Origin of the sequence: Pseudomonas sp. PDM09 (assembly GCF_014852305.1) — a bacterium.
Classification (GTDB): Bacteria; Pseudomonadota; Gammaproteobacteria; order Pseudomonadales; family Pseudomonadaceae; genus Aquipseudomonas.
Genome location: NZ_JACVBI010000002.1, coordinates 538,268 through 551,200, shown reverse-complemented (window position 1 = coordinate 551,200; position 12,933 = coordinate 538,268). Strand labels below are relative to the sequence as shown.

12 protein-coding genes are annotated in these 12,933 nt (G+C 60.7%); 1 reads left to right on the top strand and 11 read right to left on the bottom strand.

Annotation, left to right across the window (positions count from 1 at the left end; genetic code table 11):
• Positions 1-64: 64 nt before the first annotated feature.
• The 9 genes from metC to IB250_RS07160 all read right to left on the bottom strand — a co-directional run bounded on the left by metC (position 65) and on the right by IB250_RS07160 (position 10,169).
• Entirely contained in the window at positions 65-2,839 is a 2,775-nt protein-coding gene (metC, locus tag IB250_RS07200; RefSeq protein WP_192343573.1) for a cystathionine beta-lyase, read from the bottom strand.
• Positions 2,836-3,432, bottom strand: coding sequence for a cysteine dioxygenase (locus IB250_RS07195; RefSeq protein ID WP_192343572.1), 597 nt, complete (start codon positions 3,430-3,432; stop codon positions 2,836-2,838). The genes metC and IB250_RS07195 overlap by 4 nt, the downstream gene beginning before the upstream one ends.
• 17 nt (positions 3,433-3,449) lie before the next feature.
• Positions 3,450-4,286, bottom strand: a complete 837-nt coding sequence (locus tag IB250_RS07190) for an amino acid ABC transporter ATP-binding protein (RefSeq protein ID WP_192343571.1) — start codon at positions 4,284-4,286, stop codon at positions 3,450-3,452.
• Positions 4,273-5,061: an amino acid ABC transporter permease gene (locus IB250_RS07185; protein WP_192343570.1), complete on the bottom strand. Its 789-nt coding sequence runs from the start codon at positions 5,059-5,061 to the stop codon at positions 4,273-4,275. The genes IB250_RS07190 and IB250_RS07185 overlap by 14 nt, the downstream gene beginning before the upstream one ends.
• A complete protein-coding gene (locus IB250_RS07180; RefSeq protein ID WP_192343569.1) occupies positions 5,051-5,785 on the bottom strand; it encodes an amino acid ABC transporter permease in 735 nt (244 codons plus the stop codon). Before IB250_RS07180 ends, IB250_RS07185 begins: the two co-directional genes overlap by 11 nt.
• Positions 5,782-6,993 (bottom strand): aminotransferase class I/II-fold pyridoxal phosphate-dependent enzyme, encoded by a 1,212-nt coding sequence (locus tag IB250_RS07175; protein WP_192343568.1) that lies wholly within the window; start codon positions 6,991-6,993, stop codon positions 5,782-5,784. The genes IB250_RS07180 and IB250_RS07175 overlap by 4 nt, the downstream gene beginning before the upstream one ends.
• A complete protein-coding gene (locus tag IB250_RS07170; RefSeq protein WP_192343567.1) occupies positions 6,990-8,414 on the bottom strand; it encodes an FAD-binding oxidoreductase in 1,425 nt (474 codons plus the stop codon). The genes IB250_RS07175 and IB250_RS07170 overlap by 4 nt, the downstream gene beginning before the upstream one ends.
• Positions 8,411-9,262: a transporter substrate-binding domain-containing protein gene (locus IB250_RS07165; protein ID WP_192343566.1), complete on the bottom strand. Its 852-nt coding sequence runs from the start codon at positions 9,260-9,262 to the stop codon at positions 8,411-8,413. Before IB250_RS07165 ends, IB250_RS07170 begins: the two co-directional genes overlap by 4 nt.
• A 64-nt stretch (positions 9,263-9,326) precedes the next feature.
• The gene (locus IB250_RS07160; RefSeq protein WP_192343565.1) at positions 9,327-10,169 is read right to left on the bottom strand and encodes a transporter substrate-binding domain-containing protein; all 843 of its coding nucleotides are present in this window, start codon (positions 10,167-10,169) and stop codon (positions 9,327-9,329) included.
• Between the two features lie 252 nt (positions 10,170-10,421).
• Between IB250_RS07160 and IB250_RS07155 the strand changes: the two genes are divergently transcribed.
• Complete coding sequence (locus IB250_RS07155) at positions 10,422-11,282, top strand: LysR substrate-binding domain-containing protein (RefSeq protein WP_007904461.1); 861 nt, start codon at positions 10,422-10,424, stop codon at positions 11,280-11,282.
• Positions 11,283-11,287: 5 nt separating this feature from the next.
• Here the strand turns inward: IB250_RS07155 and IB250_RS07150 are convergent, their stop codons facing one another.
• Both IB250_RS07150 and IB250_RS07145 read right to left on the bottom strand, forming a co-directional pair.
• Positions 11,288-12,307: an ABC transporter substrate-binding protein gene (locus tag IB250_RS07150; RefSeq protein ID WP_192343564.1), complete on the bottom strand. Its 1,020-nt coding sequence runs from the start codon at positions 12,305-12,307 to the stop codon at positions 11,288-11,290.
• A gap of 238 nt (positions 12,308-12,545) precedes the next feature.
• Positions 12,546-12,761, bottom strand: coding sequence for a TOBE domain-containing protein (locus tag IB250_RS07145; RefSeq protein ID WP_038983759.1), 216 nt, complete (start codon positions 12,759-12,761; stop codon positions 12,546-12,548).
• Positions 12,762-12,933: the final 172 nt, after the last annotated feature.

Genomic DNA, 12,933 nt, shown 5'->3' with positions numbered 1-12,933 from the left:
GACCGCGTTAGTCGGATTCACGACTGCTTCGCAGCCGAACGCAGCCTCGCAGGCTCGGCAGCTGCTACAGATCGCGCAAGCCCTGGTTCACGGCGGCGAACCCACGTTGCAAATCCTCGATCAACGCGTCGACATCTTCCAGGCCGATGTGCAGCCGCAGCACCGGGTTCAATGCACGATCTACCGCACTGTTGCGATCCTTGGTATCGGCGACGGTGACCAGGCTTTCATAGCCCCCCCAGGACGCGCCCAGACCAAACACCTGCAGCGCATCGATAAACCGTTCGACGTACCTGGCGTCGGCCTCGCGCAGTTCGAAGGACAGCAAACCGTTGCTGCCAGTGAAGTCCCGCCGCCACAGTGCGTGATGGGGATGATCGGGCAACGCTGGATGGAACACCCGCTTCACCTGCGGTTGCGCCTGTAGCCATTGAGCGATTTCCAGGGCCTGGCGTTCGTGTACGTCGAGGCGCGGTGCCAGGGTTCGTGCACCTCGTAGCACCAGATAGGCATCGTCGGGACTGACGGCGATGCCAAAGGTGTCGCTCATGGATGCCAGTGGCTGCCAGACCTCTTGCCGGGCACAGACGCTGCCCATGACCACATCGCTGTGACCGCACAGGTACTTGGTCAACGCCATAATCGAGATGTCCGCGCCCAGGGTCAGTGGCCGGTACAGGTAGCCCGAGCCCCAGGTGTTGTCCACGGCCAGCAGAATGCCGCGCGGTTTGCACAATGCGGCAATGGCCGGCAGGTCGCAGAGTTCATACAACAGCGAGCCGGGCACCTCGGTGTAGACCATTTTGGTATTGGCTTGCAGTTGCGCTTGCAGGCCGTTGCCGTCAGGCGCGAAGTAGCTGACCTGGATGCCGAACGGCTCAAGCAGCTCCCGGGCCAGACGCCGCACGGGGGCATATACCGCATCGGTGATCAGCACATGATCGCCGGGCCGCAAGTAGGCCAGAAATGTCTGCGCCACTGCCGCCAGCCCGGTGCCGAACAAGCGCGAGCGATAACCGCCTTCCAGTTCCGTCACCAGATCTTCCAGGGCGAACGCCGTCGGATTGCCACGGGCGCCATAGCTCAGAACCCGTTCGCTATCACGACGAGCACGGGCGTCGCGCATTTGTGCAAGGTTGTCGAACAGCACCGTGCTCAAACGAGTGACCGGCACGTTGACCGCCCGACCACCACGGCCCTTTTCAGTTCGCGCCGAATGCACCAGACGGGTACGAACCCGTGCATCACGGGTGGCTTGAGACTGTGCGCGCAACGGTTTGAGGCTGGCGATTTCGTCTGCGCTCATTTGCGCCAACAAGCCGATTTCCCAGGCCAGATACTGACGCGCCGCGTCCTTGTTGCCGGAGTGACGATCGTGGGTAAAGAACAGGAAATCGATGCACTGGTGATCGGGCGGTGTGTTGGCATCCTCTTGCAGCGCAAACCCGGCCGCACGCCAGGCCTCGACACCACCGTCCAACAACCGGGTTTGTGCACGCTGAGCATTGGGCAACTCCAGCGTGGCGAACGCAGCCAGCAGCGGGTCATCGGCCAGCAACACCAGAGGTCGCTGTTCATCGGCCAACTCACTCGCCAGCAACGAGCGGATCGACCAGCGCGAGCCGGCGATATGACCTTTGCGCCAAGTCATGCTCGGCCGCAGGTCAATCAGTGCCACCGCGTTATCCTTCAGCGCATCGTTCAGGGCTTGTGCCGTGATCACTGGCAACGCTTCGTGTGCGGGGGCCTCCACCGCCGGCAACGCCAGACCGCTATTCACCCCGTCCGCTAAAACATAAGCCTCATGCCCCAACTGCCGAAGCCAGCTGGCAATAATCGGTGCCCGCACGCCATCGCTGTCGATCAGCACCACCCGCGCCTGACGCACGCCGATGTACAAATCGATAGATTGAATCAGCTGGCCACCCGGCGTGTGTTGCGCGCCCGGCAGGCTGCCAGCGGCAAACTCCTCGGCGGTGCGCACATCGCACAGAAACAGGCTGCGTCCGGCCTCTGCGGCCCATTGTTCGACCTGCGCGGCTGCAACGGTTTGTACCCCGGCCCGTTCGGCCAGTTGGGCCGCCGCGAGGCGCTGTGCCGGCAAGGTTGTCGATGACACCTCCTCGGCATAGCGGCGGGTGCTGCCATGCTCCAGCTGAAAATCTGCCAGATCCCAGCCCTGGGTGCCGTTTTCCAGGGCGTAGACCGGGTTCTTCAGACCCAGATTGATCAGGGTCTGGGCGCCAATAATGCTGCGGGTTCGACCGGCGCAATTGACCACGATCGGCGTGCTGTCGTCCGGCACCAGATCGTGTACGCGATAGCCCAGTTCGCCATTCGGGCAACAGACGGAACCGGGAATGGTCATCTTGCGGTATTCGTCGAACGGCCGACCGTCCAGCACCACCAGCGGTTCGCCCCGGGCTTGCCATTCGGCCAACTGCCTGGCGGTGACGTGCGGCGTATGACTGACCTCTTCCACCAACTCGCCAAAGGCCTTGGACGGCACGTGCACACCGGCAAACAGTTGCAGTCCTGCCGCCTGCCAGCCATCGGCACCACCGTCGAGAATATGCACGCGACCATACCCCAACGCCTGCAGACGCTGAGCGGCTCGGGCCACAACGTCCCCACCGTTCTGGTCATAAATCACCAACCGCACCTGTGGATTCGGCGCCAGGCGTCGGACCTCCAATTCCAGGCGACTGTAGGGCAGGTTCACCCCGTGAAACAGATGGGCTTCGCCATATTGGCCGTGCTCACGCACGTCAAACAGGGCAATTTCCTGCCCGTCGAACAGCCATTGCTGCAGTTGCCCTGGAGTTACGGTCCGATTCATGCGTAGGCCTTGATCGACGGCGCCATTTGCGAGGCGTTGTAGTTGAGAATGCGCCCGTCGGCCTCGACCCCATAACGGCCATTGAGCGATTCCAGCGGCAAGCCATAAAGATGGAAATGCAGGGTCGGCTGCTCGCCTTCGACACGGATGCCATGCAGGTCTTCACCGAGGAACGAGATCGATGTGCCAGGCTGCACGATCACTTCTTTTTCCAGGTGCAGGGTGGTGAACCCAGGCTCGCTGCCCTCGTCATCACGGGCGTAGACGTAGTTGATTTCCTGGCCTTCGACGGCGCTGATGATCGCCCAGGTTTCGTGGTTGTGAGCAATGGTGCTTTTGCCCGGCAACAAAGAGTTGAGGTACAGCGTCGGCGTGTCGCCATCATCGTTGAGACGGTAGCGGAACGCGGTGCTGCCCTGCCCTGGCACCGGAGCCGGGAACGCGTCGAAATTGAACAGATCGCGACGCTCGGCCAGGGTTTCGAGCAAGGCGACGATTTGCGTCAATGCAGCACGGTCGACGCCGCGTTGATTGATGACGCGGATTTTCTTGAGGAAATCTTCGATGACGGCGGCACGGTTATCGGTACTCATGAACAGGCTCCTCGGTATTAGACAGACAGGCTGTAGCGGCTCAGGTTGGTCAACAGATACGGATCGTTGGCGACGCGGGGACGGCGTCCCGGATCGCCCAGTGCATGACGCAGAAACTCTTGAGTGCGCTCGCTGGTGGGGTGCTGGAAAATCTGCGCGGCGCTGCCGTGCTCGACGATCACGCCGTTTTCAGTGAAGTAGACGATGTCGCTGATCTCTTCAGCGAAACGCATTTCGTGGGTCACCAGTACGCAGGTCATGCCCTCTTCGGTCAACTCGCGAATCACCGTCAGCACCTCGCCGACGGTTTCCGGGTCGAGGGCCGAGGTCACCTCATCGAACAGAATCAATTCCGGGCGCATGGCCAACGCCCGGGCAATCGCCACCCGCTGTTGCTGACCGCCGGAAAGTTGTCCCGGATAAGCATCGGCCTTGTGCTCCATGCGCACTTTGGCCAGCAACGCGCGGGCGTCTTTCTCCGCCTCGGCGCGGTTGCGCCCCAGCACTTTGCGCGGTGCGATCACCAGGTTCTCCAGCACCGACAAATGCGGGAACAGGTTGTACTGCTGGAACACAAACCCCACGCGCTTGCGCAACTCGATGCGCTGGGATTCCTGGGCCAGGGTGTGAACCTCGGTGGCGCCGACGCGAATACTGCCGCGCTGAGGCTGTAACAGGCCGGTGATGCAACGCAGGATCGTCGACTTGCCGGAACCGGACGGGCCGATGATCGACACAGCCTGCCCACGGTGCACGTCGAGGTCGATGCCCTTGAGCACCGGGTTGCTGCCAAACGACAAGTGCAGGTCACGCAGGCTGACCAGGGGCTCAGCGACGGTTTCAGTAGAAGGCATAACGTCGCTCCAAGTGTTGGGTGAGTCGGGAAATCGGGTAGCAATAGGCAAAGAACAGCACCAGCAGGCTCAGGTAAATCACCACGGTAAAACCGGTCAGGTTCACCGTGTTGCTGGCGATTTGCGCGGTGTCGATCACGTCATGCACGCCCACCAATGACGCCAGTGCGGTGCCCATGGTGATCACCGCGTAGAGGTTCATCCACGGCGGCAACATGCGCTTGAAGCACTGCGGCAGGATGATCGAGCGAAAAATCTGCCCACGGGTGAACGCCAGGGAGCGTGCGGCCTCCCATTGGGTACTGGGGATCGAGGCGACCGCGCCACGGAAGATTTCCGCGACGTTGGCACTGGCCGGCAACGCCAGGCCAAGGGTGACCTTGACCCAGTCGGGGAACGAGACATAAGCGCTGCCAATGTGGATCTCGAACGGGAACACATAGGTGGTGAAATAGATCAGCACCAGCCACGGCGCATTGCGAAAAACCTGCACCCAGATCCGTGCCGGCAAGCGCAGCAGCCACACCGGCGACAATGCCAGGGCCCCCACCAACAATCCGAGCAACGACCCCAACCCGATTGCCACCAGGCTGATCAGAATGTTCTGACCAAAGCCCACGACCAGCGCTGGCGACCATTGCAGCAAGGCCTTGAGCACCGGGCTGTGCGGGGCGAAGTAGACCAGCCAGAGCACAACGCAAATCAACAGCAGCAACTTGCCGACATGCCGACGCGGCCAGGCCACTGGCGCGGTGACGGACGATTCAATGGCCATAGCCGGGCATCCTCAGGCGCCCTTCGAGCAGGCGCCCCACACAATTGACGGTAAAACTCAGCAGACCGAAAAACGTCAGGATCAGAATCATCAACTCCAGCACGTTATCGCTCTGGGTCCAGATCATGATCGCCGCGTAGGTGATGTCGCCGACGGCAATCGCCGAGGCGACGGCGGTCATCTTCACCAGGTCGATCAGGTTGTTGATCAGCGACGGCAAGGCGAAGCGCAGGGCCAGCGGCAGTTGCACGTTCCACAACAACTGCCGACTGCTGAATGCCAGCGAACTGGCCGCCTCCATCGTCACCGCCGGTACGGCTTCGATGCCGGCGCGCAAAGCCTCGGCATGGAACGCGCCCTTGTGCAGCGAGATCACGATCACCACCCAGGCGAACGGCGTCAGCGGGTTGGCCGCGCCGACGGCCTGGGTCAGCAGCATGTTCAGCACCAGGAACGCGCAATACAGCTGCACCAGCGTCGGCGTGTTGCGGGTGACTTCGACAAACACCCGCGCAGGTTTCGCCAGCCAGGGGTTGCCCGAGGTCAACATCGCCGCCAACCCGAGACCCGCCAGCAGGCTGCCGACGATGGTGAACAGGCACAGCAACACCGTGGTCAGCGCGCCCTGCTCCAGGGTGCCGCGTTGGTAGGCGTCCAGCACAAAGCCGTAGTTCAGGCCGAACCCGGCGGCCCAGTGGACAAACAATTCCAGCCAGTGATTCATGGTTCGCCCCGCAATTGCCCGCAGGCTTGAGCGATGCGTCGTCCGGCCTCGGCGACGGTTTCAGTTGCAGTGGCAATGGACAGGCGAAACCACGGCGACAAGCCATAAGCGCTGCCCGCTACGCCGGCCACGCCCTCCTCCAGCAAATACGCAACGACGTCGGCATCGGTTTGCAAGCGCTGACCGTCCGGGCGATAGCGGCCCAATAATCCGGCGCAACGAATAAATACGAAGAAACCACCTTGAGGTTCGAGCACTTCAAGGCCGTCGACTTTACGTAAAGCACTCACCAGTAAATCCCGGCGTTGCTGATAGGCCGCGACCTGCGACCGCAAGAAATCCAGTCCGCCCTCGAAAGCTGCCAACGCGGCGGCTTGCCCTACCGACGAAGCGCCCGAGGTGGATTGCGATTGCACCACCGTCATCGCATTGGCCAGCACTAGCGGCCCGGCACCGAAACCTATTCGCCAACCGGTCATGGCGTAGGTCTTGGACACGCCGCCCACCAGCAGGCAGCGCGACTGCAAATCCGGCGCGACGTTGAGCAGGCTCTGGGCCGGTCGACTGTCGAAGCGGATATGTTCGTAGAGCTCATCCAGCAGAATCAGCACCTGGGGATGGCGCCGCAGCACCTCGGCCAAGGCGTACAACTCGGTCTCGCTGTACACCGCGCCGCTGGGGTTGCCCGGGCCATTGAGGATCAGCCAGCGAGTTCGCTCACCGATGTATTGCTCCAACCGCTCGGCCGTCAGCTTGCAGCGTTGCGCCAACCCGCATTCGATGAAGACCGGCTCGCCACCGTTGAAGCGCACGCTGTCCGGGAAGGACGGCCAGTACGGCGTTGGCACCAGCACTTGATCGCCGTCATCAAGGGTGGCGGCGAAGGCATTGAAGATGATCTGTTTGGCGCCGTTGGCAATCACGATCGATTCCAGCGGGTAGTCCAGATGGTTTTCCTGCTGGAGCTTGCGTTGCACCGCAATTCGCAAGGCCTTCACGCCCGGTGTCGGCGTGTACTTGGTGGCACCGCCAGCGATGGCGGCATAAGCGGCTTGTTTGATGTGGTCCGGGGTGTCGAAATCCGGCTCGCCGGTGGTCAGGTCGAGGATGTCGCGACCGGCCTCGCGCAGGGCCGTGGCTTGGGATTTGGCGGCGGCATTGGCCGACAGCGAGACGCGCTGCACACGTTTGGACAGGCGAAGTGTCATGACTGAACCGCCTCCAATACCTTGCCGGGGTTCAGCAGATTGTTCGGGTCCAGCGCCTGCTTGATCCGGCGCATCAGGTTGAGTTCTACCGGACTTTTATAGCGCCCGAGCATGTCCCGTTTGTGCTGGCCGATACCGTGTTCAGCGCTGATTGAGCCGCCGTGGGCGTGGGCGCTGTCGTGCACCAATTGGCTGAGTGCCGCGTAATGGACCATGTGCGCCTCGACCGTCGAATCCTGCGGGTGGGCGACGTTGTAGTGCAGGTTACCGTCGCCCAGATGGCCGAAGGTGTAATGCCGCACACCGGGAAAATGGTGCTGCAACAAAGCATCGGTATCGGCGACAAACGCCACCACCTGGGAAATCGGCACCGAGATGTCGTGCTTCATGTTGCGACCGGCACGCTTCTGCGCCTCGCTCATGTTTTCGCGCAATAGCCACAGCGCCTGACTCTGGGCGAGGCTTTCGGCGACCAGCGCATCGGCCAGCAAGCGCTGTTCGAAGGCTTCGCCCAGTACCTGTTCAAACGCTTCGCGGGCATGGCTTTCGCTGTGGTTATCGGACAGTTCCAACAGCGCGAACCAGGGCTGACGAGCGCCAAGAAAGGGTTGCGGGCCTTCGGGAAATTGCTCACGCAGCAGCGCGAGGCACTCGGCGCTGAGCAGTTCGAACGCAGTGAGGCTGGCACCGAAACCGGCACGGGCATGGGACAGGAACGTCACCGCCTGGGCCAACGAATCGAAGGCTAGCAACGCCGTGGCTTGGGCTTTGGGCAGCGGGAACAGTTTCAGGGTCGCGGCGGTGATAATGCCGAGGGTACCTTCGCTGCCAATAAACAGGTCGCGCAAGTCGTAGCCGGTGCTGTCCTTGCGCAAACCGCGCAGGCCGTTCCAGATTTCGCCTTGGGCGGTGACCACTTCCAGGCCGAGGGTCAATTCGCGGGTATTGCCGTAACGCAGCACCGCGGTGCCGCCGGCATTGGTGCCCAGATTACCGCCGATGGTGCAGCTGCCTTCGGCGCCCAGGCTCAGCGGGAACAGACGCCCGGCGTCACGGGCGACATCCTGAATGGTTTGCAGAATGCACCCCGCCTCGACGGTCAAGGTGTCGTTGTCGGTGTCCACCGCCCTTACGCGATTCATCCGGTCGAGCAGCAGCAACACCGCACGCCCACTGGCGTCCGGGGTCGCGCCACCCATCAGCCCGGTGTTGCCGCCCTGCACCACCACCGGCGTATCACACGCCACACAGGCACGAACCACCGCGGCGACTTCTTCAGTGTTTGCCGGGTGCACCGCGGCCACGACCTGCCCCACATAACGACCCTGCTTGTCGGTCAGGTACGCAGCGGCCTCTTCGTTGCTCTGCACATGACGGGCGCCGAGCAGTTGCTGCAAGACGACGAACAACGGCCGACTCATGGCCGCACAGCCAACGGTGCCGCGTTGCGGTATTGCTCGTGCAGGTCACGCAAGGCCTGCGACGGCGCCATGCCGGTACGCTCGCCCAGTTCGATCAACCAACCGCTGCGGTGCCAGTCGCGCACAATGGCATCGAGTTTCGCCTGGGTATCGTGTTCGCCCTTGCGGATCCAGATTACCGAGTTCGACGGGATCAAATCACCCGGCAGCGGGATTTCATACTCGGCCCACTCGGCATCGCTCAACAAGGTATGCATGGTCGGGCTGACATGCACCGCCGCCACGCAGCCATTGCCGCGCAACGACAACAACGATTCGGACTGGCTGCGGAACGCCTTGATCTGTGCGCCGTAGGTTTCCTGCAACGGCTTGATGAAGTTGCTGCCCTGGGACACACACACCGGTTTGTCCTTGAGGTCGGCCCACTGGGTGATGCCCGTACCTTTGCGAATCAACGCGGCACCGCCGACTTCTTCATAAGGCGTGGGCACGTAATCGAGAATCTCGGCACGCTCTTCGGTGAACTGCATATTGGCGATCAGGATGTCGACCTTGCCCTGTTGCAGGAACTGCACCCGGTTGGGCGCCAGCACAGAAACCGTTTGCGCCTCGACGCCCAGCGCCTTGGCGATGCCCTTGGCCAGTTCGACGTTGTACCCCAGGTGCTCGCCGGTCTTGGGGTCGAGAGTGCCGAATGGCGGGCCACTGAGAATCACCCCGACACTGATGGCGTGGCGTTGCTCGATCTTGTCCAGTGTGGCGTCGGCTTGAGCGAGGCTGGCGCCAAGCACGGCGTATCCTGCCAGGCACAAAGTGGCCAGGCCTCTGGCGGAAAAATATCGGTTCATGCACGACTTCCTTGAACGACCGCCGAGCCAGTCGGCGGCTTATTGAAACGATGAGGTGAACCGCTCAGGCACCGCTGGCCTGGAACTGTTTCTGTAAATCCACCAAGGCCGGTGACGCGGTGGTGATGCGGTTGCGGGTCTGGGCTTCGATCAGCCAACCACTGCGATGCAGTTGCTTGACGATCGGGTCGAGTCGAGCCTGGGTATCGCTTTCGCCGGGTCGGGTCCAGATCACTGAAGGGGCCGGGTTGAGTTCCGGACTGAGCGCGCGATAGCCCTGCCATTCGGCGTTGTCGGCGATCAACGGGTTGATCAGCGTGGCGTCATGCACCGCCGCGACGCAGTTGTTGCCACGCAGTGCGAGCAAGGATTCCGACGAGCTCTTGAAGGCTTTGATCTCAACGCCCAACTCGGTGAGCGGCTTGATGTAGCTGCTGCCCTGGGAGGTGCAGACGGGCTGGCCTTTGAGGTCTTCCCAACGGGTGATTTTGCTGTCCTTGAGCAGCGCCGCGGAACCGCCGACGCGGTAGAACGGTGTCGGCACAAAACCGAGAATCTCGCCGCGTTCGGCCGTCCACTCCATGTTGGCGATCAGCAGATCAACTTTGCCCTGCTGCAAAAATTGCACGCGGTTGGCGGGCAATACCGGCACCAGTTGCACCTCGGCGCCCAATTGCCGGCCCAGCTCCTGAGCGAGGTCGACGTTCAAACCCCGTGGCTTCTGGGTACTCGGATCGATACTGCCAAAGGGGCCACCGGACAGTACAACCCCCACTGTCAGCACATGGCGTTGCTGGATCTTGTCCAGGGTGGCATCAGCCTGAGCACCGGCACTGGCGGCCAATGAGATCAAGGCACCCAGCATGGCAGGCAGCAATCGTTTTACAGGTGAGCGCTCAAGCAACATGGATTTCCCCTCATGGAATGATCGGCGTCCCCCGACCTGATGTGAGGGCATCCTAGGTACAGCGTTGGTGTAACGGAAATTCAAATATCTAATATCGTTATAACTTGCCGTATTGGCGCTAAGGGACAATCTTAACAACCCCAGCAATTACTGAACCTTGTAACCAAATCACCAAAAAATCGCCAAAAACACATAAATAAATGTAATGTTTATGTTTGCAGCCTTGATGTAAAAACAGTCTCAGGAATGGCCATGTCGACCTCATCTACCCTCGATCTCGAATTACTGCGCACCTTCATTGCCGTGGTCGATCACCACAGTTTTGCCGAGGCCGGCGCGCAACTGGCTCGCACGCAATCGTCGGTCACCCAACACATGCAACGCCTGGAACAACAAGTCGGGGTGAGCCTGTTCGAGAAGCGCGGGCGACAGAAGCAACTCACCGAACCCGGTTTGCAGTTGCTGCGCCATGCACGGCAGATGCTTTCGCTCAACGACGATGCATTGAACTCGCTGCGCGAAAGCAACTTGAGCGGCGTATTGCGCATCGGCTCGCCCCATGACATTGCCGACACCATCCTGCCGCCGATCCTCAGCCACATCGCCCGCTCGGCCCCTCGTTTACGCCTGGAGATCGATGTCGGCCGCAGCCCGTTTTTGATGGATGACCTGCACCGGGGCAAGGTCGACATGGTGATTTCCACTCGCGAAGACCCGACGCTCGAAGGCTTTGCCTTGCGCACCTCGCCGGTGTGGTGGATCTGCTCGGCGCAGTACATCCATACGCCCGGCGAGCCTTTGCCGCTGATCCTGGTGGATGAGCCAAGCATCTATCGCCGCTATGCGCTGGAAGCCCTGGAACGCGCGAACATTCCCTGGCGCCAGGCGTACCTGGCGTCGAACCTGATTGGCATCAAAGCCGCGACCCGTGCCGGGCTGGGCGTCACGCCCAGAAGCATGGAAATGCTCGGCCCGGACATGCGCGTACTCGGCGAGACCGATGGCCTGCCACGGCTGCCGGACGTGACCTACCACTTGTGGATTCGGCCCAACACCGTGAATCCGCTGGTGCGTCGGGCCTATGAGTTGATCAGAAGCAGCCGGGGGCTCTGACCCGCTCAGCTTCCCTCGCTGCTGTGTGCTTCTTCAAAGAAGTAATCCTTCCAGCTGGCAGCCTTGTTTTTCAGCACACCGAGTTCCTGGAGTTTCTCGGCGTAGATGAAGGTGCGCTGGGGCACGACGGTGAAGTCGATTTCAGGGTCGGCGACGATTTTCTCAACCAGTGGCAGCGCCAGCTTCGATTGCTCCACCCGGATATAGGTCTGGGCGGCTGCGGGCTTATCGGCCTTGATTATTTTCTCGGCCTCGGTGAGTGCCGCGTAAAACGCCTTGTAGGTTTTCGGGTTTTCGTCATGGAATTTCTCGGTGGTGTACAGCACGTTAAACGTGGCCTGGCCACCCAATACGTCGTAGGAACTCAGCACCTTGTGTACGTTGGGACTCTGCAGCTCCTGGTACTGGAACGGCGGACTGGAGAAATGTGAGTTGATCTCCGAACCGCCGGCAATCAGCGCCGAGGTCGCATCCGGGTGGGCGAGACTGATCGAGATGTCGTCAAACTTCTTGAAGTTTTGCGCGCCAAACTGTTTCGCCGTTTCGATTTGTAAAGTACGCGACTGGAAACCTACCCCTGCTGCCGGCACCGCGATGCGGTCCTTTTCGGTGAAGTCCTTGAGGCTTTTTACGTTCGGATTATTGGTCAGCAGGTAGTTGGGCATCGACCCCAGCGAGGCGATGGCCTTGACGTTCTGTTTGCCCTTGGTCCGGTCCCAGATCGTCAGCATCGGCGGCACGCCGGCCGACACCACATCCAGCGCACCGGCCAACAACGCCTCGTTCATCGCCGTGGCACCCGAGATACTGTTCCAGTCGACCTTGATGTCGAGGCCCTGCTCCTTGCCATGTTTCTCGATGAGTTGCTGATCGCGCACCACATCCAGGATCAGGTAACCGATACCAAATTGCTGGGCAATGCTGATTTTGCCTTCGGCCTGAACGCCGGGGCTGAGTAACGCACTCACCGCAGCCACGGAGGCTGCCAACCGTGTCAATGCGGAGCGCTTGAAAGGAGTCGCCATGAAAACCTCAACGTTATGGAAAGTGAGCGCCGACAAAAAAAAGCGGCCGAGGCTGCCAATGCCAGTCAGTTAAGCGCAATCCATGTGGGAGCGGGCTTGCTCGCGAAGGCGTCGGTTCAGCCAACATCAATGTTGAATGACACACCGCTTTCGCGAGCAAGCCCGCTCCCACAGGTTTCGCTCCTTAACTGACAGGCATTAGCCGAGGCCGCAGATCTTCAATGTCAAACTGGCTATTTCAGAGCTTGGCGATCGACACCTCGGTGGATTTGACGAAGGCAATCACCTCGCTCCCCACCTTCAATTCAAGGTCGCGCACCGAACGGGTGGTAATCACCGAGGTGACGATTCCGGAAGCGGTTTGCACGTCGATTTCGGACACCACTTCGCCCTCTACTATTTCCTTGATGACACCCTTGAACTGGTTGCGGACGTTGATCGCTTTGATGGTCATGATGAGGCTTCCTGTCTGGTGTCGGGCGCATCCGCATGGATGTGCAGGCCCTCAAAGTGCACCACCTGAACCGACAACAAAAGGAATATATAATTATCTGTTTATTCCTAAATGGAATATTAATTCAAATAACCAAAATGAATTAACACATACAAAATCAGTATTTATCGTT